Annotated in this window: 22 protein-coding genes; 11 read left to right on the top strand and 11 right to left on the bottom strand. The window is 67.9% G+C overall.

The genetic code is table 11. The features are described from left to right. Nucleotides 1-33 precede the first annotated feature (33 nt). From BLQ03_RS06765 to mdh, 10 genes are all read right to left on the bottom strand, one after another. The gene (locus BLQ03_RS06765) at nt 34-708 is read right to left on the bottom strand and encodes a hypothetical protein (protein WP_090754162.1); all 675 of its coding nucleotides are present in this window, start codon (nt 706-708) and stop codon (nt 34-36) included. 56 nt (nt 709-764) lie between these two features. Next, a complete protein-coding gene (locus BLQ03_RS06760) occupies nt 765-1,241 on the bottom strand; it encodes a transglycosylase SLT domain-containing protein (RefSeq protein WP_175558780.1) in 477 nt (158 codons plus the stop codon). 212 nt (nt 1,242-1,453) lie between these two features. After that, on the bottom strand, nt 1,454-2,842 hold the full coding sequence (lpdA, locus tag BLQ03_RS06755; RefSeq protein ID WP_090754158.1) for a dihydrolipoyl dehydrogenase: 1,389 nt from the start codon (nt 2,840-2,842) through the stop codon (nt 1,454-1,456). A gap of 94 nt (nt 2,843-2,936) precedes the next feature. Next, complete coding sequence (locus BLQ03_RS06750; protein WP_090754156.1) at nt 2,937-3,335, bottom strand: MAPEG family protein; 399 nt, start codon at nt 3,333-3,335, stop codon at nt 2,937-2,939. Beyond that, nucleotides 3,332-3,592 (bottom strand): hypothetical protein, encoded by a 261-nt coding sequence (locus tag BLQ03_RS06745; RefSeq protein WP_090754154.1) that lies wholly within the window; start codon nt 3,590-3,592, stop codon nt 3,332-3,334. The genes BLQ03_RS06750 and BLQ03_RS06745 overlap by 4 nt, the downstream gene beginning before the upstream one ends. Nucleotides 3,593-3,648: 56 nt before the next feature. Continuing rightward, entirely contained in the window at nt 3,649-5,265 is a 1,617-nt protein-coding gene (gene odhB / locus BLQ03_RS06740) for a 2-oxoglutarate dehydrogenase complex dihydrolipoyllysine-residue succinyltransferase (protein ID WP_090754152.1), read from the bottom strand. A gap of 1 nt (nt 5,266) precedes the next feature. Next, the gene (locus BLQ03_RS06735) at nt 5,267-8,233 is read right to left on the bottom strand and encodes a 2-oxoglutarate dehydrogenase E1 component (RefSeq protein ID WP_090754150.1); all 2,967 of its coding nucleotides are present in this window, start codon (nt 8,231-8,233) and stop codon (nt 5,267-5,269) included. Between the two features lie 108 nt (nt 8,234-8,341). Further along, entirely contained in the window at nt 8,342-9,226 is an 885-nt protein-coding gene (gene sucD / locus BLQ03_RS06730) for a succinate--CoA ligase subunit alpha (RefSeq protein WP_090754147.1), read from the bottom strand. Between the two features lie 58 nt (nt 9,227-9,284). Continuing rightward, nucleotides 9,285-10,478 (bottom strand): ADP-forming succinate--CoA ligase subunit beta, encoded by a 1,194-nt coding sequence (gene sucC / locus BLQ03_RS06725; protein WP_090754145.1) that lies wholly within the window; start codon nt 10,476-10,478, stop codon nt 9,285-9,287. A gap of 248 nt (nt 10,479-10,726) precedes the next feature. Continuing rightward, nucleotides 10,727-11,689, bottom strand: coding sequence for a malate dehydrogenase (gene mdh / locus BLQ03_RS06720; RefSeq protein WP_090754143.1), 963 nt, complete (start codon nt 11,687-11,689; stop codon nt 10,727-10,729). 132 nt (nt 11,690-11,821) lie between these two features. Between mdh and BLQ03_RS06715 the strand changes: the two genes are divergently transcribed. Continuing rightward, nucleotides 11,822-12,562: a sulfite exporter TauE/SafE family protein gene (locus BLQ03_RS06715; RefSeq protein ID WP_245688717.1), complete on the top strand. Its 741-nt coding sequence runs from the start codon at nt 11,822-11,824 to the stop codon at nt 12,560-12,562. A gap of 34 nt (nt 12,563-12,596) precedes the next feature. Here BLQ03_RS06715 and BLQ03_RS06710 read toward each other — a convergent pair whose 3' ends face one another. Next, on the bottom strand, nt 12,597-13,136 hold the full coding sequence (locus BLQ03_RS06710; RefSeq protein ID WP_217629670.1) for a YciE/YciF ferroxidase family protein: 540 nt from the start codon (nt 13,134-13,136) through the stop codon (nt 12,597-12,599). 171 nt (nt 13,137-13,307) lie between these two features. On the opposite strand from BLQ03_RS06710, the gene BLQ03_RS06705 reads away from it, so the two are divergent. From BLQ03_RS06705 to BLQ03_RS06660, 10 genes are all read left to right on the top strand, one after another. Continuing rightward, nucleotides 13,308-14,147, top strand: coding sequence for an HpcH/HpaI aldolase/citrate lyase family protein (locus BLQ03_RS06705; RefSeq protein WP_090754141.1), 840 nt, complete (start codon nt 13,308-13,310; stop codon nt 14,145-14,147). A gap of 39 nt (nt 14,148-14,186) precedes the next feature. Continuing rightward, the gene (locus BLQ03_RS06700; protein ID WP_090754140.1) at nt 14,187-14,732 is read left to right on the top strand and encodes an NnrU family protein; all 546 of its coding nucleotides are present in this window, start codon (nt 14,187-14,189) and stop codon (nt 14,730-14,732) included. Nucleotides 14,733-14,734: 2 nt separating this feature from the next. After that, on the top strand, nt 14,735-14,941 hold the full coding sequence (locus tag BLQ03_RS06695; RefSeq protein ID WP_090754138.1) for a DUF1737 domain-containing protein: 207 nt from the start codon (nt 14,735-14,737) through the stop codon (nt 14,939-14,941). Then, nucleotides 14,938-15,972 (top strand): MaoC family dehydratase, encoded by a 1,035-nt coding sequence (locus BLQ03_RS06690; protein ID WP_090754135.1) that lies wholly within the window; start codon nt 14,938-14,940, stop codon nt 15,970-15,972. Before BLQ03_RS06695 ends, BLQ03_RS06690 begins: the two co-directional genes overlap by 4 nt. Then, nucleotides 15,969-16,835, top strand: a complete 867-nt coding sequence (locus tag BLQ03_RS06685; protein WP_139166650.1) for an endonuclease/exonuclease/phosphatase family protein — start codon at nt 15,969-15,971, stop codon at nt 16,833-16,835. The genes BLQ03_RS06690 and BLQ03_RS06685 overlap by 4 nt, the downstream gene beginning before the upstream one ends. Nucleotides 16,836-17,005: 170 nt before the next feature. Then, nucleotides 17,006-17,395, top strand: coding sequence for a succinate dehydrogenase, cytochrome b556 subunit (gene sdhC, locus BLQ03_RS06680; RefSeq protein WP_090754132.1), 390 nt, complete (start codon nt 17,006-17,008; stop codon nt 17,393-17,395). An 11-nt stretch (nt 17,396-17,406) separates the two neighbouring features. Beyond that, on the top strand, nt 17,407-17,823 hold the full coding sequence (locus tag BLQ03_RS06675) for a succinate dehydrogenase, hydrophobic membrane anchor protein (RefSeq protein ID WP_090754130.1): 417 nt from the start codon (nt 17,407-17,409) through the stop codon (nt 17,821-17,823). 7 nt (nt 17,824-17,830) lie between these two features. After that, on the top strand, nt 17,831-19,633 hold the full coding sequence (gene sdhA / locus BLQ03_RS06670) for a succinate dehydrogenase flavoprotein subunit (RefSeq protein ID WP_090754128.1): 1,803 nt from the start codon (nt 17,831-17,833) through the stop codon (nt 19,631-19,633). After that, nucleotides 19,633-20,001, top strand: a complete 369-nt coding sequence (locus tag BLQ03_RS06665) for a hypothetical protein (RefSeq protein ID WP_090754126.1) — start codon at nt 19,633-19,635, stop codon at nt 19,999-20,001. The genes sdhA and BLQ03_RS06665 overlap by 1 nt, the downstream gene beginning before the upstream one ends. Then, the gene (locus BLQ03_RS06660) at nt 20,001-20,324 is read left to right on the top strand and encodes a hypothetical protein (RefSeq protein ID WP_090754124.1); all 324 of its coding nucleotides are present in this window, start codon (nt 20,001-20,003) and stop codon (nt 20,322-20,324) included. The genes BLQ03_RS06665 and BLQ03_RS06660 overlap by 1 nt, the downstream gene beginning before the upstream one ends. Nucleotide 20,325: the final 1 nt, after the last annotated feature.

Below are 20,325 nucleotides of genomic sequence, written 5' to 3'. Positions count from 1 at the left end.
TCGGGGCCGGGCGGTGGGTGCCGAGCACGCACCCTACGCGTCCGGGTCTTGGCGGCTGCCGCCCAGTCCCATGCCCATCCCCATGCCACCGCCTCCGCCACCCATGCCGCCCCCGCCGCCTCGCCCGCCGCCACCTTCGCCGCGGCCCCGACCGCCCGCGCCGCTGCCTGACGGGCGCGTCGGTCCTTGTGGCGGAATAGCAAGGCCCGCAGGCACGGGATCAAGGTCCAGCGCTTCGCGGATGAAATTGCGCAGGGAAACCACGAGTTCCTGCGTATGGACCCTGCGGCCCTCGACAAGCTCGCGCGCGGCGCTTTCGGCCAAGCGTACCTGCTCCTCGGTCCCCAGCAGCAGGATGTCTGACAGGGCAGCCTCGACCGCGTCGCGGATGCGGCGGCGGCGGTCGGCGCCGGGGTTGTCGGTACCAGGGCTGTCGGCGGCGCCGTCTTCCTCGGCCATGCGCTGACGCAGGTCGCGCAGGTGGGTGGGGTCCACCGACAACTCGCCGGTGAAGGAACCGCCGAGCGTCTTGTAGGCGGCGATCAGCAGCTTCAGCCGCTCGTTGATCTGCCGGTTCATCCGCTCGCGCCGCGCCTGGATGGTGAACATCAGAAGCAGGCGGATGCCGATCCCGATCAGCGCGAACAGCGCGATGCCGATCAGCGCCGAAAGAAAGTCATTCCACGAAGTGATGCTGATGCCGCGCATGTCGTCCCGGGGTTGCTACGCCCCCGAACGCGCGGCCCCATTGCGCGTTCCGCCTTTCAGCGCAGGCCCGTTTCCTCAAGCAGGCCCTTGCGCTTGGCCTCGTGATAGTAGCCGCGCGAATACCATTTGACGGCGGCATCGTGGTTGCCGCCCGCGACCAGGTAGGCGCCGCGCAGGTATTTCACGCCGTATTTGAGGTTCGTCTCGGCATCCAGCAACCCCTGGGGCGAGCCGCGGTAGCCCATGCCGCGCGCGGTGGCGGGGGCCATCTGCATCAGCCCGTAGTATTTCCCGTTCCGGGCCGCAGGACGATGGCGGCTTTCGCGGATGACGACGCGGTGGACCAGTTCCTCGGGGACGCCATACATGGCCGAATACTTGCTGATCAGAGCGCGCAGTTCGGGCGTCTCGTTGGGGTGCAGCTCGGCTTGGCTGATGCGGGGCTGGGCCAGGTACATCCGGTCCGACTTTTCTGCGCCGCCGCCGCAGGCCGCAAGAACGGTCAACAGCGCAAGCGCACTGAGGCGGGTCATGGTTGGGGTCATCACTGTCCTGCCGGAGTCTGTTTATGGTTGGCAGGACGATAGCCACGGGCCGTCCCCGCGCCAGACGCAAAGCGAAACCCCGCTGCCGCAGACCGCCTGATCGGCAAGAAAACGCCGAAGGGTTGTGGAACCCCTCGGCGTCCTTCTGGCCGGATGGCCTGATCGGAAGTCGGGCCGGGCACCCGGCCCGGCCTTTCCCGTCAGACGTGGATCGCGCCGTCGCCGCATGCAAGCGCTGCCTCGCGCACCGCCTCGCTGACGGTGGGGTGGGCGTGGCAGGTGAGCGCCAGGTCCTGCGCGGCCGCGCCGAACTCCATCGCCACGCAGACCTCGTGGATCATCTCGCCCGCGCCGGGGCCGATGATGTGGCAGCCGAGGATGCGGTCGGTGTCGGCATCCGCGATCAGCTTCACGAAGCCTTCCGCCTGCAGCATCGCCTTGGCTCGCGCGTTGCCCATCAGGGGGAACTTGCCGATCTTGACCTTGCGGCCGGTGGCCTTGGCGCCTTCCTCGGTCAGGCCGACGGCCGCGACCTCGGGCGTGGTGTAGATGACGCCGGGGATGGCGTCGTAGTTCACGTGGCCATGCTTGCCGGCCAGGATCTCGGCCACGGCCATGCCCTCGTCCTCGGCCTTGTGAGCCAGCATCGGGCCCGGCACCGCATCGCCGATGGCATAAACGCCGGGGACGCTGGTGGCGAAGTGGTTGTCGATGGCGATCTGGCCGCGGTCCGTCAGCTTGACCCCCAGCGCATCAAGGCCGAGGCCGTCGTGATAGGGACGGCGGCCCGTGGCGACCAGCACCACCTCGGCATCAAGCGTCTGCGCGTCGCCGCCCTTCTTGGGCGTGTAGGTGACGGTCGCGCCGTTTTCGGCGCTCTCGACACCCGAGACGGCGGCGCCGAGGATGAACTTGAGACCCTGCTTGGACAGGATGCGCTGGAACTGCTTCTGCACCTCGCCGTCCATGCCAGGGGTGATGGCGTCGAGATATTCGACCACCGTGACCTTGGTGCCGAGGCGGCTGTAGACGGACCCGAGCTCCAGCCCGATCACGCCCGCGCCGATGACGACCATGGTCTGCGGGATCTTCTTCAGCGCCAGGACGCCGGTGGAATCGACGACGATGCCGGCGTCGTTGTCCACCTCGACGCCCTTCAGCGAGGTCGCGGCCGAGCCCGAGGCAATGACGATGTTCTTTGTCTCATGCACTTGGTCGCCGACCTGCACCTTGCCGGCCGCCGGGATCGAGGCCCAGCCCTTGAGCCAGTCGATCTTGTTCTTCTTGAACAGGAACTCGATGCCCTTGGTGTTGGTGCCGACGGTTTCGGCCTTGTAGGCCTGCATCCGGTCCCAGTCGATGTCGGCATGGGCGTTCATCAGGCCCATCTTGGCGAAGTTCTCGTGCATCTCGTGGGCCATGTGGCTGGCGTGCAGCAGCGCCTTGGACGGGATGCAGCCGACGTTCAGGCAGGTGCCGCCCAGCGTCTCGCGCCCCTCGACGCAGGCGACCTTGAGGCCCAGCTGCGCGGCGCGGATGGCGCAGACATAGCCCCCGGGGCCGGCGCCGATCACGATCAGATCATACATGACATCGTCCTTTGTTCTTGGCCGCCGGACCGGGGACTTCGCGCCCCCATCGTCGTAGACGACGATCCCGCGGGATATTTGAGACCGCCCGAACTCAGAACAGCGCGGTCAGGATCATCAGCATCGTGGCGAGAAACCCCACCCCGAAGATCAGCGAGCGCCAGGGCGACCAGCCGAGCGCATAGGCCGGGACATAAAGGGCGCGGGCGATCAGGTAGACCCAGGCGCAGGCGGCAGTCAGGCCGCCGTTCGACTGCGTGAACTGGACCAGGACGACGGCGATGGTGAAGAAGGCCAGCGCCTCGAAATGGTTGTTCACCGCACGGCGCAGGCGGCCCGTCCGGGCCGAGAACTGCGGCTCGCCGTCACGAGGGCCGACATTCCACTGCTGCAGTCCGTCCTGACCCATCGACCATCCGGCAAGGGCGATCTGGATCGCCTGCAGGATGGCCGAAAGGCCGAGGACAACCAGTTCGGGCGAGGGTGGGATCATGCCGTCTGCACCGCGTGATATTCGGCGTTCTGCACGCCCGCACGCCCGTTGAAGACCTGCGCCGCACCCTGAAGATAGTCGAGTGCGCGCTTGCCGTCCGCGACCTGATACAGCACCCAGGCCCGTCCCGTCCCCTCGCGCCAGATCTGCAGCACCGACAGCGAGGCATTGCCGCGGTCCTCGGCATCCGCGTCGAACTCGGCCCGGAACTGGGCGTAATCGGCGATGTCGTAGCGGGCGATGATCTGGTTGGTCATGGGGTGGTCCTTTCTTCGGAACGGGGCGTTCAGCGGTCCGAACGCCCCGGACCGGATCAGAGGTCCATCAGCAGGCGGCGCGGATCCTCCAGCGCTTCCTTGACGCGCACGAGGAAGGTCACCGCGCCCTTGCCGTCCACGATGCGGTGGTCGTAGCTGAGCGCCAGGTACATCATCGGGCGGATCACGATCTGACCGCCGACCACGACCGGGCGGTCCTGGATCTTGTGCATCCCCAGGATGCCCGACTGCGGCGGGTTCAGGATCGGCGAGGACATCAGCGAGCCGTAGACGCCGCCGTTCGAGATGGTGAAGGTGCCGCCCTGCATGTCCTGCATGGTCAGCTTGCCGTCACGGGCGCGGACGCCCAGTTCGGCGATTTCCTTCTCGATACCGGCAAAGGACTTCTGGTCGGCGTCGCGCACGACCGGGACAACCAGGCCGTTCGGCGTGCCGACCGCGACGCCCATGTGGACGAAGTTCTTGTAGACGATGTCGCCGCCGTCGATCTCGGCATTGACCTCGGGCACTTCCTTCAGCGCGTGGCAGCAGGCCTTCACGAAGAAGGACATGAAGCCGAGCTTCACCTTGTGCTTCTTCTCGAACTGGTCCTTGTAGGCGTTCCGCAGGTCCATCACGCCCGACATGTCCACCTCGTTGTAGGTGGTCAGGATCGCGGCGGTGTTCTGGGCGTCCTTCAGGCGCCGGGCGATGGTCGCGCGCAGGCGGGTCATCTTCACCCGTTCCTCGCGGCGCATGTCCTCGGCCGAGGAAGGGGCGCGGGGCGCAGGCGCGGGCTGGGGCGCCTCGGTCCGCTGCGGCGCATGCACGGGGGCCTGGGCGGCGCGGGCCACGTCTTCCTTCATCACGCGGCCGTCGCGGCCCGAGCCCTGGACCTGGTCGCGGCTGACGCCGGCCTCGGCCATGGCCTTGCGGGCCGAGGGCGCGTCCTCGATGTCGGTGCGGCCCGCATCTTCGCGCGGAATGACCTGCTCGGGGCCGTCACCGGGCGAGCCGACCTCGTCGGCCTTCTGGATGCGCTTGTCGGGATCGACCACGGGCGCGTCGCCGGGACCGCCGATGCCGACGGCGCCGCCCGCGGCTCCGTTCTCGGTGATCAGCGCAAGGCGGGCCTTGGCGTCGATGGTGGCGCCTTCCTCGGCCAGAATCTCGGTCAGAACGCCCGAGGCGGGGCTGGGCACCTCGACCGACACCTTGTCGGTTTCCAGTTCGCACAGCATCTCGTCCTGACGGACGGTGTCGCCGACCTTCTTGAACCAGGTGGCGACCGTCGCCTCTGTCACGCTCTCGCCGAGCGTCGGCACCATCACGTCAACCTTGTTTCCCGCCATCTTCGGCTTTCCCCCGTCTGCGGTCTTGTCCTGGGCGGGCTGGGCCGCCGCCGTTGCATTGTCGCGCGGGGCGGCTGCCGCCCCGCCTTCGGTGATCTGCGCCAGAAGCGCGTTGGGCCCCACGGTCTCGCCCTCGGGCGCGACGATCTCGGCCAGGATGCCGGCGGCGGGCGAGGGAACCTCGACCGTCACCTTGTCGGTTTCCAGCTCGCACAGCATCTCGTCCACCGCCACGGCATCGCCGGGCTTCTTGAACCAGGTGGCGATCGTGGCCTCGCTGACGCTTTCGCCCAGCGCGGGCACTCGGACTTCGGTCGTCATCTCAGGCTCCGATCGTGATGGCGTCGTGCACCAGCGCGTCCTGTTCCGCCTTGTGGCGGCTGGCCAGGCCCGTGGCGACCGAGGCCTGGGCCACGCGGCCGACATAGCGGGCGCGCGGGTGGGTGGCGCCGACGCGGTGCAGCACCCATTCGATGTTCGGCTCGACGAAGCTCCAGGCACCCTGGTTCTTGGGCTCTTCCTGGCACCAGACGATCTCGGCCCCCTTGAAGCGTTCCAGCTCCTTGGACATCGACTGCGCGGGGAAGGGATAGAACTGTTCCAGCCGCAGCAGATAGACGTCCTTGGCCCCGGCCTCGTTCCGGGCCGCCAGCAGGTCGTAATAGACCTTGCCCGAGCAGATCACGACGCGGCGGATCTGGTCGTCGGGCGCCAGCTGGAACTCCACCTTCCCGCGTTCGGCGTCGTCATGCAGCACGCGGTGGAAGGTCGAGCCCGTCTGGAACTCGTCCGCCGTCGAGACAGCCTGCGGATGGCGCAGCAGCGACTTGGGCGTCATCAGGATCAGCGGCTTGCGGAAGCCCCGGTGCAACTGGCGGCGCAGGATGTGGAAGTAGTTGGCCGGGGTCGTCAGGTTGGCGACGATCCAGTTGTCCTCGGCCGACATCTGCAGCCAGCGCTCCAGCCGGGCGGAGGAATGTTCCGGTCCCTGGCCCTCGAAGCCGTGGGGCATCAGGACGACCAGGCCCGACATCCGCAGCCATTTCTTCTCGCCCGACGAGATGAACTGGTCGAACATGATCTGCGCGCCGTTGGCGAAGTCGCCGAACTGGGCTTCCCACAGCGTCAGCGCGTTCGGCTCGGCCATCGAATAGCCGTATTCGAAGCCCAGCACCGCATATTCCGACAGCATCGAATCGATGACCTCATACCGCGCCTGTCCGTTGCGGATGTGGTTCAGCGGGTAATGCCGGTCCTCGGTGGTCTGGTCCACGAAGGCCGAATGACGCTGGCTGAAGGTGCCGCGCGTCGAGTCCTGGCCCGCCAGACGGACCGGATGCCCTTCGGCCAGCAGCGAGCCGAAGGCCAGCGCCTCGCCCGTGGCCCAGTCGAAGCCGCGCCCGGTCTCGAACATGGCGCGCTTGCTGTCCAGAAGGCGGCCCACTGTCCTGTGCAGGTCGAAGCCGTCCGGCACGCCCGTCAGCGCCGCGCCGACCTGGGCCATCGTCTCGGGCGAGATGCCGGTCTCGCCGGGGTGATACTCGGACCCCTCGGGCTTCAGCCCCGACCACTTGCCGTCCAGCCAGTCGGCCTTGTTCGGCTTGAAGGTCTTGCCCAGCTCGAACTCCTCGTTGAGCGTCGCCTGGAAGGCGGCCTTCATGTCCTCGATCTCGCCCTCGGGGATCAGGCCGTCCTTGACCAGCCGCTCGGTGTAGAGCTGCAGCGTCGTCTTGTGGCCCTTGATGTGCTTGTACATCGTCGGGTTAGTGAACATCGGCTCGTCGCCTTCGTTGTGACCGAAGCGGCGATAGCAGAAGATGTCGATGACCACGTCCTTGTGGAACTGCTGGCGGAACTCGGTCGCGACCTTGGCGGCATGGACCACGGCCTCGGGGTCGTCGCCGTTCACGTGGAAGATCGGCGCCTCGACCATCAGCGCGATGTCGGTCGGATAGGGCGACGTCCGGCTGAAATGCGGGGCCGTGGTGAAGCCGATCTGGTTGTTGACGATGATGTGGATCGTGCCGCCCGTGCGGTGGCCGCGGATGCCCGACAGCTGCAGGCATTCCGCCACCACGCCCTGGCCCGCGAAGGCCGCATCGCCGTGCAGCAGCACGGGGATCACGCTCGTGCGGTCGTGGTGGTCGTTGTACTGGTCCTGCTTGGCGCGGACCTTGCCCAGCACCACCGGGTTCACGGCTTCCAGGTGCGAGGGGTTGGCCGTAAGCGACAGGTGCACGGTGTTGCCGTCGAACTCGCGGTCCGACGAGGCGCCGAGGTGGTATTTCACGTCACCCGAGCCGTCCACGTCCTCGGGCTTGTAGCTGCCGCCCTGGAATTCGTGGAATATCGCGCGGAAGGGCTTGCCCATCACGTTGGCCAGCACCGACAGGCGGCCCCGGTGGGGCATGCCGATGACGACCTCTTTCGCGCCCAGCGCGCCGCCGCGCTTGATGATCTGCTCCATCGCGGGGATCAGCGCCTCGCCGCCGTCAAGGCCGAAGCGCTTGGTCCCCATGTATTTGACATGGAGGAACTTCTCGAAGCCCTCGGCCTCGACCAGCTTGTTCAGGATCGCCTTGCGGCCTTCCTGGGTGAAGGCGATCTCCTTGCCGTAGCCCTCGATCCGTTCCTTCAGCCAGGCGGCCTGCTCAGGGTCCGAGATATGCATGAACTGCAGCGCGAAGGTGCCGCAGTAGGTGCGCTTCATCAGCTCGGTGATCTGGCGGATCGAGGCGACCTGCAGGCCTAGCACGTTGTCGATGAAGATCGGCCGGTCCATGTCGGAGGCGGTGAAGCCGTAGGTCGCCGGGTCAAGCTCGCCCAGGGGCGGCATCTCGCGCATCCCCAGCGGGTCGAGGTCGGCGTGCAGGTGGCCCCGGATGCGATAGGCGCGGATCAGCATGATCGCGCGGACGCTGTCCAGCACGGCGCGCTGAAGCTGCTCGTCCGACAGCGACACGCCCTTTTCGTCGGCCTTGGCGGTGATCTTCTTGATCGCGGCCTTCGCCTCGGCCTGCGAGGCCATCGGCCATTCGCCCGTCAGCGCGGCGGTGTTTTCGTCCGCGGGCATCGGCGGCCAGTCGGGGCGCGCCCAGCTTGCGCCCTGGGCACCGCGCGCGGCGGTCGCCTGCGCCTCGCCCAGGCTGCGGAAGTATTCGTTCCAGGCCTGGTCGACGGCGGCCGGATCCTTCGCCCACTGGCCGTAGAGCTGTTCCACATAGGCCGCGTTCGCCCCCTGCAGGAAGGAGGAGTCGCGGAAGGCGGAGTTCGGGGATTGATCGTTCATGACGGACACCTGACCATATGGCCTTGTGAAAAGGGCAGGGGCCTTGCGCCGCCCCCGGGAAAGTCTTGCCGCCCCAACCTATGCAGGGGCGGCCCGTTATCAACAGCCTTAGCGGCCCATGGCCTTCAGCACGGCCTCGCCCAGGCCCGCGGGGCTGTCGGCGACGATGATGCCGGCGGCCTTCATCGCGGCGATCTTGGATTCCGCGTCGCCCTTGCCGCCCGAGACGATGGCGCCGGCATGGCCCATGCGACGGCCGGGAGGCGCGGTGCGGCCCGCGATGAAGCCCGCGATCGGCTTCCAGCGGCCGCGCTTCTTCTCGTCGGCCAGGAACTGCGCCGCGTCTTCCTCGGCGGAACCCCCGATCTCGCCGATCATGATGATGGCGTCGGTCTCGTCGTCGGCCAGGAACATTTCCAGCACGTCGATATGCTCCATCCCCTTGATCGGGTCGCCGCCGATGCCGACGGCCGAGGACTGGCCGAGGCCCACGTCCGAGGTCTGCTTGACCGCCTCATAGGTCAGCGTGCCGGACCGCGAGACGACGCCCACGCGGCCGCGCTTGAAGATGGAACCCGGCATGATGCCGATCTTGCATTCGTCGGGCGTCATGATGCCGGGGCAGTTCGGCCCGATCAGGCGCGAGGACGAGCCTTCCAGCGCGCGCTTCACCTTCATCATGTCCAGCACCGGGATGCCTTCCGTGATGCAGACGATCAGCGGCACCTGCGCGTCGATCGCTTCCAGGATCGAGTCCGCCGCGAAGGGCGGGGGGACATAGATGACCGAGGCGTTGGCGCCGGTCTTCTCCACGGCCTCGTGGACCGAGTTGAAGACGGGCAGGTCGAGATGGGTGGTGCCGCCCTTTCCAGGGGTCACGCCGCCGACCATCTGCGTGCCATAGGCAATCGCCTGCTCGGTGTGGAACGTCCCCTGGCTGCCGGTGATGCCTTGGGTGATGACCTTGGTGTTCTTGTCGACGAGAATGGCCATGTGTGGCTTTCCTTGAAACTCTGGGAAGGTGAAGCGCGGCGGTGCCGCGCCGTCACGATCAGCCCTTGACCGCTTTCACGATCTTCTCGGCCGCGTCCGACAGGTCGTCCGCCGGGATCACGTTCAGCCCGCTCTCGCGGATGATCTGCTTGCCAAGGTCCACGTTGGTGCCCTCAAGCCGCACGACCAGCGGGACCTGCAGGCCGACTTCCTTCACCGCGGCGATGATGCCCTCGGCGATGATGTCGCAGCGCATGATGCCGCCGAAGATGTTGACGAGGATCCCTTTGACGTTCGGGTCCGAGGTGATGATCTTGAAGGCCTCGGTGACCTTCTCCTTGGAGGCGCCGCCGCCGACGTCCAGGAAGTTCGCCGGTTCCGCACCGTAAAGCTTGATGATGTCCATCGTCGCCATCGCAAGCCCGGCGCCGTTCACCATGCAGCCGATCTCGCCGTCCAGCGCGATGTAGTTCAGGTCGTATTTCGAGGCTTCGAGTTCCTTGGAGTCTTCCTCGGTCTCGTCGCGCAAGCCCATCACCTCTTTCTGGCGATAGAGCGCGTTGTTGTCGAAGCTGACCTTGGCGTCGAGGACCTTGATCTGGCCCTGCTCGGTCACGATCAGGGGGTTGATCTCGAGCATCTCCATGTCGCGCTCGACAAAGGCCTTGTACAGCAGCTTCACCAGCGCCACGCACTGCTTGACCTGGTCGCCGGTCAGGCCCAGCGCGAAGGCCACGCGGCGGCCGTGGAAGTCCGACAGGCCCGAGGCGGGATCAACCGAGAAGGACACGATCTTCTCGGGGGTCGAGGCCGCGACTTCCTCGATGTCCATGCCGCCCTCGGTCGAGGCGACGAAGCTGATGCGCGAGGAGGAGCGGTCAACCAGCAGCGCCAGATACAACTCGCGCGCGATGTCCGAGCCGTCTTCCAGGTAGATGCGGTTCACCTGCTTGCCGGCCGGGCCGGTCTGGTGCGTGACCAGCGTCGAGCCGAGCATCTGCCGGACGTTCTCGACCACTTCCTCGACCGACTTGGCCAGGCGGACGCCGCCCTTCTCGCCCGCCTCGGCTTCCTTGAACCGGCCCTTGCCGCGGCCGCCCGCGTGGATCTGCGACTTGACGACCCAGAGCGGGCCGGGCAGTTCGCGGGCCTTCGCCTCGGCTTCGTCGGCGCTGAGGACCGCGCGGCCCTCGGACACCGGGGCGCCGTATTGCTTGAGCAGTGCCTTGGCCTGGTATTCGTGGATGTTCATGGGAACCTCGCAAGGAAACTTGCGGTTCATGTGCCAGAACGCGCGTGCAAAGCAAAGCCGCGCGTTCTGCTTTTGATGCGGGGCAGCACTTTTTGCGAGTTCCGTGATCACACGCCCTCGGCATGTGATCACAGTGTTCATGTACCTTTGTATGCCGCCCTCGGGTCCAGCCCTCCCGGACCCTTCCGCACAAGTGAAAGGGCCGCCCAGCCGGGCGGCCCTGATCATGTGACGGAAGGCAGGGTCGCTTACGCCAGCGAGTTGTCTATGCCCTTGCAGGCTTCCACGAGGCCCTTCACCGCGTCGATCGACTTGTGCATCATCGCCTGCTCTTCGGCGTTCATGTCGATCTCGATGACCTTCTCGATGCCGTTCGCGCCGATCACGGTCGGGACGCCGACATACATGCCGTCAAGGCCATAGGCGTTCTGGACATAGGCCGCGCAGGGCAGGACGCGCTTCTGGTCCTTGAGGTAGGATTCCGCCATCTCGATGGCCGAGGTCGCGGGGGCGTAGAAGGCCGAGCCGGTCTTGAGCAGGCCGACGATCTCGGCGCCGCCGTCGCGGGTGCGCTGGACGATGGAATCCAGCTTCTCCTGCGTGGTCCAGCCCATCTTGACCAGGTCGGGCAGCGGGATGCCGCCGACCGTCGAATAGCGGACCAGCGGGACCATGGTGTCGCCGTGGCCGCCCAGCACGAAGGCCGTCACGTCGCGCATCGAGACGCCGAATTCGAGGCTCAGGAAGTGGCGGAAACGGGCCGAGTCCAGCACGCCCGCCATGCCCACGACCTTCTCGTGCGGCAGGCCGGAGAACTCGCGCAGCGCCCAGACCATCGCGTCCAGCGGGTTGGTGATGCAGATGACAAAGGCGTTCGGCGCGTGCGCCTTGATGCCCTCGCCCACGGACTTCATGACCTTGAGGTTGATCCCCAGCAGGTCGTCGCGGCTCATGCCCGGCTTGCGCGGAACGCCCGCGGTCACGATGCAGACATCGGCGCCCGCGATGTCGGCGTAATCGCTGGTGCCCTTGAATGCGCCGTCGAAGCCTTCGGAGGGGCCGGACTGCGCGATGTCCAGCGCCTTGCCCTGGGGCGTGCCTTCGGCGATGTCGAACAGCACGACGTCGCCGAGTTCCTTGATGGCGGCGAGATGCGCCAGCGTGCCGCCGATCTGTCCGGCGCCGATGAGGGCGATCTTGGGACGGGCCATGGAGTCCTCCGTTTGGCTGATGATCGGCGTCGCGATAGACCCTTTGCCCCCCACCGCGCAAGGCGTAGACCGGGCGCGCGCGGCGGTGTTTGCGCTAAAAAGGCAAGGCAATCGGGGGCGGGACGGGTGGAACTGACAACAGCGGGCTGGCTGCTGCTGGCGCTGGCCTCGGCGCTGGTGGGGCTGGCCAAGGGCGGGCTGGCGATGGTGGGGATGCTGTCGGTGCCGATCCTGTCGCTGGCCATGTCGCCGGTGCAGGCCGCGGGCGTGCTGCTGCCGGTCTATGTGGTCTCGGACATCTTCGGGCTGATCGCCTATCGCCGCCACTGGGACCGGCGCGTGCTGGCGCGGCTGCTGCCGGGGTCGGTCGCCGGGATCGCGCTGGGCTGGGCCACGGCGAGCCTGGTGAACGACGCGGCGGTGGGCGGAATTGTGGGCGTCATCGGGGCGAGCTTCGCCGTCATGACGCTGTTGCGCCCCCCGGCCCCGGACGCGGCCCCGCGCCAGGCCGACTGGACGCGCGGCACCGGCTGGGGGCTGATCACGGGCTATACCAGCTTCGTCAGCCACTCGGGCGCGCCGCCCTACCAGATCTATGTCCAGCCGCTGCGGCTGGGCAAGGAAACCTATGCGGGAACCGTCACCGTCTATTTCGCGGTCGTGAACGCGGTGAAGCTGATCCCCTATGCGGCGCTGGGCCAGCTTGGCGCGGACAACCTCGGCAAGGCCGCAGCCATGATCCCGGTCGCGGCGCTCAGCGTGGGGGCGGGGGTGTGGCTGGTGCGCCGCATCCCGCAGCGCGCCTTCTACCTGTTCATCACCTGGGCGCTGCTGGCGGTGTCGCTGAAGCTGATCGCCGATGCGGTGATGTGACGCCGGGCCCGCATGGCAGGCCCGGCGGAACGGATCATTCCTGTTCTTCGTCCGTGTCGTCCAGGCTGTCGGGCGACTCGCCTGCGGCCATTGGGTTGGCGCGGTCCTCGGCGATCTCGGACAGAAGCTCGTCGGCGGCCTCTTCCTGTTCCAGGATGTCGTTCATCAGATCGGCCACCTGGTCGAGGCCCAGCAGTTCCGCATAGGCGCGCAGGCTGCCGTAGCGGGCGATCTCGTAATGCTCGACCGCCTGGCAGGAGAAGATGATCGCCGCGTCCCCGGCTGCCGTGCCGCCGAAGTCCTGCAGAAGCGAATCGCCTTCCTTCAGGATGCCGTCCATCGCGTCGCATTTCTCGGACCGGGGCTTTTCGCCCATCGCCTCGAAGGCCTCCTCGAGCATGGTGATCTGCTCGGCGGTTTCCTCGAGGTGGCGTTCCAGGCCGCGCTTGAGTTCCGCGTCCTGGGCGGCCGCGATCATCTTGGGCAGCGCCTTCTGGATGCGCGCCTCGGCGTAATACATGTCCTCGAGCCCGTGCTTGAGCAGGTCGGTCAGGCCCATCTCTTCGCTTGCCATGTGCTGTCCTTTCGGGGTTGGGCAGAGCAGGTCGTCGGACGTGGAAAGTCCGAGGGGGGCGCTCGGGTTCCACTAACAAACTCTAAGGACGCGCGCCGAACGCCCTTGCCGAGGGCAGGTCGAGCGGGCACTCATCTGCGGGACCTTTTTCAAGCAGGAGAGTTTGCCGCCATGTCGCGCCCCTACCGCTCGGTCCTCTACATTCCCGCGGCCAACCAGCGCGCGATGGAAAAGGCGCGGACGCTTGCCGCCGACGCGATCATCTTCGACCTCGAGGACGCGGTGGCCCCGGCCGAAAAGCCCGGCGCGCGGGACCTGCTGAAGGCGGCGCTGGCGCAGGATTACGGCGGGCGGGCACGGATCGTACGGATCAACGGCTTCGACACCGAATGGGGACGGGACGACGCTGCGGCCTTCGCCACGGGCGCGGACGCGGTGCTGGTCCCCAAGGTCAGCCGCCCCGAGGACCTGGATGCGGTCACGGCCATCGTCCCCGACACGCCCTTGTGGGCGATGATGGAAACGGCGCTGGGGATGCTGAACGCCGCCGCCATCGCCGCCCATCCCCGTCTGCAGGGCATGGTGATGGGCACCAACGACCTTGCCAAGGAACTGGGCAGCCGCAACCGGCCCGACCGGCTGGCGATGCAGGCGGGCCTGGGGCTCTGCCTGCTGGCGGCCCGCGCCCATGGCCGGGTGATCGTGGACGGCGTCTTCAACGCCTTCAAGGACGCCGAAGGCCTGCGCGCCGAATGCGAGCAGGGCCGCGACATGGGCTTCGACGGCAAGACCCTGATCCACCCCGCGCAGCTCGACATCGCCAATGCCGCCTTTGCGCCGTCCGAGGCCGAGGTGGACCTGTCCCGCCGCCAGATCGAGGCCTACGAGGCCGCCATTGCGGAAGGCAAGGCCGTGGCGGTCGTCGATGGCCGCATCGTCGAGAACCTGCATGTCGAGACAGCACGCCGCACCCTGGCCAAGGCCCAGGCGATTGCCGCGCTGGCGGGCTGATGGCAGGGTGGCGCCAAACCGGATGAAGGACGCCCTCGCATGATCCTGCTGATCCTCGGCCTCGCGCTCTGGTGGGGCGCCCATCTTTACAAGCGCATGGCGCCGCATCCCGGCCCGGACAACCGGCGCAAGGGCATCGTCGCGCTGGCGCTGGTCGCGTCGGTGATCCTGATGACCATCGGCTACCAGCGGGCCGACATCGTGATGTGGTGGGCGGCAGGCCCGGCGCTGAAGGGGATCAACAACCTGCTGGTGCTGGTGGCCTTCTTCCTGTTCGCCTCGGCCGGGATCAGAAACCGCATCGGCACCCAGATGCGCCACCCGCAGCTGACGGGCTTTTCGCTCTGGGCCGGCGCGCATCTGCTGACGAACGGTGACCTGCCGTCCTTCGTCCTGTTCGGCGGGCTGCTGCTCTGGGCGCTGGTCGAGATGGCCGTCATCAACCGGGCCGAGCCGAACTGGGTGCGCCCTCCGCACCAGACGGTGATCCGGAAAGAGGTCATGGCCGCCGTCGGCGCCGTGGTCGTCTATCTGGTCGTCGGCCTGATCCACGGGTGGGTCGGCCCCAACCCCTTCGGAGCCTGAGGATGCCCCTGATCTACCGCCTGCTGACCGAAGACGACACCTCGGCCTTCTGCCACAAGGTCAGCCTCGCGCTGTCGAAGGGCTGGGTGCTGCACGGCGCGCCCTCGATCGCCTTCGACCCGACCCGCGGCATCATGCGCTGCGCGCAAGCGGTCACCAAGGAGATCGAGGCCGACTATCATCCCGACATGAAGCTGGGCGAGCAATGACCAAGACCAACGCAGGCCGCTTCTTTGAGGATTACCGGGTCGGAGACGTGATCCGCCACGCCGTTCCCCGCACCGTCTCGGGCGGCGAGCGGGCGCTGTACCATGCGCTTTACCCGGCGCGCCACGCGCTGCATTCCTCGGACGACTTCGCGCGGGCCTGCGGGCTGGCGGCCTCGCCGCTGGACGACCTGATCGCCTTCCACACGGTCTTCGGCAAGACGGTGCCGGACGTGTCGCTGAACGCAGTGGCGAACCTGGGCTATGCCGAGGGGCGCTGGCTGGAACCCGTCTGGCCCGGCGACACCCTGCGCGCGGAATCCGAGGTGATCGGGATCAAGCAGAACTCGAATGGGACCTCGGGGAACGTCTATGTCCGCACGCGCGGCCTGAACCAGCGCGACGTGCCGGTGCTGGAATATGTCCGCTGGGTCATGGTGCGGAAGCGCGACGCCGCCAGTCCCGCGCCCGACGAGGTCGTGCCGCGCCTCGACCGCGTGGTGCTTCCCGACGCGCTGGTGATCCCCGACGGGCTCGACTTCAGCGACTACGACTTCACCCTGGCCGGAGAGCCGCACCGCTGGGGCGACTACCAGGTGGGCGAGGTCATCGATCACGTGGACGCCGTGACGGTGGAGGAGGCCGAGCACATGCTCGCCACCCGGCTGTGGCAGAACACCGCCAAGGTCCATTTCGACGCCACCTTCCGCGAGGACGGCAAGCGCCTGATCTATGGCGGCCATGTCATCAGCCTGGCGCGCGCGCTGTCCTTCAACGGGCTGGCGAACGCGCAACTGATCGTGGCGCTGAACGCAGGCGCCCACGCCAACCCCTGCTTTGCAGGCGACACCGTGCGCGCCTGGTCCGAGGTGCTGGACCGCGCGCCGACCAATGCCCCTGGCGTGGGCGCCGTCCGGCTGCGGCTGGTCGCCCACAAGGGTCCGCCCGGTGACCTGACGCTGAAGCGCGAGGACGGCCGCTACGCGCCGCACGTCCTGCTCGACCTCGACTACTGGGCGCTGATGCCGCTGTGAGGCGCGGGCTTGCAACTGCGGCCCTTGCTGCGGGGCTCGTGGTGCTGGGTGCGACCTTTGCAGGCCCGCTTCATCCGGCGGGCGACTCGCTGGCCGTGGGGCGGCCCTTTCTCGCGGCGCTGCTGGTGATTGCCGGGCTGCTTCTTCGGGGAAGGATGGGCTGGGCGGCCGTGGCCGGCGGGGTGCTGGCGCTGGCGCCGATCCTCTGGGCCATGCGGCCGATCGAGGGGCCCGAGCCGGGGCAGGGGATCGTCGTCTACCAGAAGAACCTGCTCTATTCCGTTGACGATCCGGCGCAGATTGCCGCCGACATCCGGGACAGCGGCGCGGACGTGGCGCTGCTGCAGGAACTCAGCGCGCAGAATGGCGAACTGACCGGAATGCTGGCCGATGTGCTGCCGCATCAGGCGGTCTGCCCCTCGAACACGCCCGGCACGGTGTCGATACTGTCGCGCTGGCCCTTTCAGGGAGAGCCTTACTGCGCCACGGGCGTCGGCCTTGCCTGGGTGCGGGTGGCGCTGCCGCAGGGAGAGGCGGCGGTGGCCTCGCTGCACCTTGACTGGCCGTGGCCCCAGAGCCAGCCGGAGCAGGTCGCGCACCTGCTGCCCAGGCTGCGCGACCTGCCGCGTCCGGTGATCCTCGCGGGCGACTTCAATGCCGTGCCCTGGTCGCAGACGGTCGCCAGCATCGCCGAGGCCACCGGGACCGACCGCGCGGGTCCCCTGCGGCCCAGCTTCTCGCTTGGCGGCCTGCCGATCACCCTCGACCACCTGCTTGCCCCGGAAGGCTGGAGCGCCGCCACCCAGATGCGGCCGGGCCTTGGCTCGGACCATCGAGGACAGAGAACGACCTTGACGCCCTGAGTTTGTGATCACTGTTTCGCAGCTTGTGATCACGATTTGCGCTAACAGCGCGAAAGCCTGTCGGGGACTTGAACAAACTCGTGACAGCGACGAAAGGATGACTAGAGAGACTCCGATTTCAAGCCAGCCCGCGCGCCAGCTTGGCCCGCGCTTTTCGGACAGGAGCGCCCATGGCAGACATCCCCCGCGGCAACCGCCCGCTTTCGCCCCATCTGACCGTCTATCGCCTGCCGATGGCGGCGATCACCTCGATCATGACCCGCATCACCGGGCAGGCCATGCTGGCCGGGCTTCTGCTGATCGTCTGGTGGCTGGTGGCCGCGGCGACCGGGCCCCGCGCCTTTGCCACCGCCGACTGGGTGGTGCGCAGCTGGATCGGCTACCTGGTCCTGTTCGGCTCGGCCTGGGCGCTGTGGTTCCACTTCCTGTCCGGCATCCGGCACCTGTGCTATGACGCGGGCCTGCTGCTGACCCGCGACGACGCGCAGCGCGCAAGCTGGGTGCTGATCATCGGCTCGGTGGTGCTGACGCTCATCACCGCCATCCTGTTCGTGTTCTGAGGGGACGTTCCATGCGCTACATCACTCCCCGCAAGGCCGCCCGCGGCCTCGGCGCCGCCGGTCCCAGCACCGGCACCGCGCAGCACTGGTCGATGACCGTCAGCTCGGTCGCGCTGCTGATCCTGACGCCCGCCTTCATCTTCGTCGTCGCTTCGGCGCTGGGCCTGCCGCACCATGCGGTCTTCGCCTATTTCAGCCGTCCCTATCCGGCGATCGTCACCGCGCTGTTCCTGATCGTGGGCATGCTCCACTACATCAACGGCACCCGCATCATGATCGACGACTATGCCGATCACACCGAGCGCCGCGTCGCCATCCTTGCCTCGCAACTGTTCGGCTGGGCGGTGATCGCCGTGGTCGTCTATGCGCTGGCGCGCATGGCGCTGTCCCCCGTGGTCGCGCCCGTGGCCGCCGTCGTCGTCAACTGAGGTTTCCATGTCCGCTTACGAATATCAGACGCACGACTATGACGTGGTGGTGGTGGGGGCCGGCGGCGCGGGCCTGCGCGCGACCCTCGGCATGGCCGAGCAGGGCTTCCGCACCGCTTGCGTGACCAAGGTCTTCCCGACCCGCAGCCACACCGTCGCGGCCCAGGGCGGCATCGCCGCCTCGCTGTCGAACATGGGACCGGACAGCTGGCAGTGGCACCTTTACGACACCGTGAAGGGCTCGGACTGGCTGGGCGACACGGACGCCATGGAATACCTCGCGCGGTCCGCGCCCGCCGCGGTCTATGAGCTGGAACACTACGGCGTGCCCTTCTCGCGCACCGAGGAAGGCAAGATCTACCAGCGCCCCTTCGGCGGCCACACGACCGAGTTCGGCGAGGGCCCGCCCGTCCAGCGCACCTGCGCCGCCGCCGACCGGACCGGCCACGCGATCCTGCACACGCTGTATGGCCAAAGCCTCAAGGAAAAGGCCGAGTTCTTCATCGAGTATTTCGCGCTCGACCTCATCATCACGGACGGGGCCTGCACCGGCGTGGTCTGCTGGAAGCTGGACGACGGCACGATCCACGTCTTCAACGCCAAGATGGTGGTGCTGGCGACCGGCGGCTATGGCCGCGCCTATTTCAGCGCGACCTCGGCCCACAGCTGCACCGGCGACGGCGGCGGCATGGTGGCCCGTGCAGGCCTGCCGCTGCAGGACATGGAGTTCGTGCAGTTCCACCCGACCGGCATCTACGGCTCGGGCTGCCTCATCACCGAAGGGGCGCGGGGCGAGGGCGGCTACCTGACGAACTCGGAAGGCGAGCGGTTCATGGAACGCTACGCCCCGACCTACAAGGACCTTGCCTCGCGCGACGTGGTCAGCCGCTGCATGACGCTTGAGATCCGCGAGGGCCGCGGCGTGGGCGAGCACAAGGACCACATCTTCCTGCACCTGTCGCACCTGCCGCCCGAGACGCTGCACGAGCGCCTGCCGGGCATCAGCGAATCCGCCAAGATCTTCGCCGGCGTCGATGTCACGCGCGAGCCGATCCCGGTGCTGCCGACCGTGCATTACAACATGGGCGGCATCCCGACGAACTACTGGGGCGAGGTCCTCGCCCCCGAGCAGGGCAACCCCGACCGCATCTTCCCCGGCCTGATGGCGGTGGGCGAGGCGGGCTGCGCCTCAGTCCACGGCGCGAACCGCTTGGGTTCCAACAGCCTCATCGACCTTGTGGTCTTCGGCCGCGCCGCCGCGATCCGGGCGGGCGAGGTGGTGGACCGCGCGGGCGCCATTCCCTCGACCAACAGGGCCGAGGTGGAACGCGCGCTCGACCGCTTCGACTCGCTGCGCCACGCCCAGGGCGGCACGCCCACGGCGGTCCTGCGCGACCGGATGCAGCGCACGATGCAGTCGGACGCGGCGGTGTTCCGCACCGACAAGACGCTGGCCGAGGGCGTGGACAAGATGCGTGAGATCGCGCTGGGGCTGGACGACCTGCGCGTGACCGACCGCAGCCTGATCTGGAACAGCGACCTGATGGAAACGCTGGAACTGACCAACCTGATGCCGAACGCGCTGGCGACCATCGTCGCCGCCGAGGCGCGCAAGGAATCGCGCGGCGCCCACGCGCACGAGGACTATCCCGAGCGGGATGACGCCAACTGGCGCAAGCATTCGCTTGCGTGGGTCGATGGAAATGACGTCAAACTCGCTTATCGGCCCGTCCATCTCGAGCCTCTGACGAAGCACGAGGACGGCGGGATCGATCCAAAGAAGATCGCACCGAAAGCGAGGGTCTACTGATGCGTCTTTCCGTTCTTCCCGTCCTGGCCGCGGCTGCCGCGCTGGCGGGCTGCGTGGCCGTTCCGCCACCCACCGTCGCCCCCGGGCCCGTCGTCGTGGCGCCGCCCGCAGGCGCCGTCGTGGTGACGCCGCCCGCGGCCACGCCGAACAATGCGGCCGCCCGCCAGGTCATCAACGCCGAGATGGCGCGGCGCCTGCCGGGCCGCAACGTGGGGCCGCTGACCGACTGCGTCGTGTCCAACGCGACCATGGCGGAACTGGCTGATATCGCCGCCCAGCAGGGCCAGCCCGGCGCCGCAGGCGCGGTGGCCTCGGTCGTGTCGCGTCCCGCGACCTCGCAGTGCATCGCCCGCGCGGCGACCGCCTGATGACGGTGCGCGCGCATCCCGCCCTCGCGGCGCTGCTCTTGATGGCCACGGGCCTTGCGGCCTGCGGGCCGGTTCCCGTGGACCAAGCCGAGCGCAGTTGTCTCAGGGATGCGCGCGAAGCCACCGCCCCGCGCAGCCAGGCCGTGCTGGGCGTGGGCACCGACGGGGATGACGTGGGGGTCCTGGCGGGCTTCAGCGTCTCGGTCTCGTCGGACTACATCACGGGGCGCGACCCGGCCGTGGTGTTCCACGACTGCGTCGTAAGGCGCTCGGGCCAGGTGCCGACCCGCCCGCTGCACCAGCAGCCGGGCTACAGGAGCTGAA

It is taken from the genome of Paracoccus chinensis, from assembly GCF_900102885.1.
GTDB lineage: Bacteria > Pseudomonadota > Alphaproteobacteria > Rhodobacterales > Rhodobacteraceae > Paracoccus > Paracoccus chinensis.
The sequence above is the reverse complement of the archived record's forward strand: the minus strand, read 5'-3'. Positions and strand labels throughout refer to the sequence as shown.

Coding starts and splice junctions, on each gene's coding strand:
- BLQ03_RS06660 (WP_090754124.1), top strand. CDS start 20,001: ATGACGGTGCGCGCGCATCCCGCCCTCGCGGCGCTGCTCTTGATGGCC.
- BLQ03_RS06745 (WP_090754154.1), bottom strand. CDS start 3,592: ATGACCAACCAGATCATCGCCCGCTACGACATCGCCGATTACGCCCAG.
- BLQ03_RS06665 (WP_090754126.1), top strand. CDS start 19,633: ATGCGTCTTTCCGTTCTTCCCGTCCTGGCCGCGGCTGCCGCGCTGGCG.
- BLQ03_RS06695 (WP_090754138.1), top strand. CDS start 14,735: ATGCCCCTGATCTACCGCCTGCTGACCGAAGACGACACCTCGGCCTTC.
- BLQ03_RS06760 (WP_175558780.1), bottom strand. CDS start 1,241: ATGACCCGCCTCAGTGCGCTTGCGCTGTTGACCGTTCTTGCGGCCTGC.
- odhB (WP_090754152.1), bottom strand. CDS start 5,265: ATGACGACCGAAGTCCGAGTGCCCGCGCTGGGCGAAAGCGTCAGCGAG.
- BLQ03_RS06705 (WP_090754141.1), top strand. CDS start 13,308: ATGTCGCGCCCCTACCGCTCGGTCCTCTACATTCCCGCGGCCAACCAG.
- BLQ03_RS06750 (WP_090754156.1), bottom strand. CDS start 3,335: ATGATCCCACCCTCGCCCGAACTGGTTGTCCTCGGCCTTTCGGCCATC.
- BLQ03_RS06710 (WP_217629670.1), bottom strand. CDS start 13,136: ATGGCAAGCGAAGAGATGGGCCTGACCGACCTGCTCAAGCACGGGCTC.
- sucD (WP_090754147.1), bottom strand. CDS start 9,226: ATGGCCATTCTCGTCGACAAGAACACCAAGGTCATCACCCAAGGCATC.
- BLQ03_RS06675 (WP_090754130.1), top strand. CDS start 17,407: ATGCGCTACATCACTCCCCGCAAGGCCGCCCGCGGCCTCGGCGCCGCC.
- BLQ03_RS06690 (WP_090754135.1), top strand. CDS start 14,938: ATGACCAAGACCAACGCAGGCCGCTTCTTTGAGGATTACCGGGTCGGA.
- BLQ03_RS06700 (WP_090754140.1), top strand. CDS start 14,187: ATGATCCTGCTGATCCTCGGCCTCGCGCTCTGGTGGGGCGCCCATCTT.
- sucC (WP_090754145.1), bottom strand. CDS start 10,478: ATGAACATCCACGAATACCAGGCCAAGGCACTGCTCAAGCAATACGGC.
- BLQ03_RS06765 (WP_090754162.1), bottom strand. CDS start 708: ATGCGCGGCATCAGCATCACTTCGTGGAATGACTTTCTTTCGGCGCTG.
- sdhA (WP_090754128.1), top strand. CDS start 17,831: ATGTCCGCTTACGAATATCAGACGCACGACTATGACGTGGTGGTGGTG.
- BLQ03_RS06735 (WP_090754150.1), bottom strand. CDS start 8,233: ATGAACGATCAATCCCCGAACTCCGCCTTCCGCGACTCCTCCTTCCTG.
- sdhC (WP_090754132.1), top strand. CDS start 17,006: ATGGCAGACATCCCCCGCGGCAACCGCCCGCTTTCGCCCCATCTGACC.
- lpdA (WP_090754158.1), bottom strand. CDS start 2,842: ATGTATGATCTGATCGTGATCGGCGCCGGCCCCGGGGGCTATGTCTGC.
- mdh (WP_090754143.1), bottom strand. CDS start 11,689: ATGGCCCGTCCCAAGATCGCCCTCATCGGCGCCGGACAGATCGGCGGC.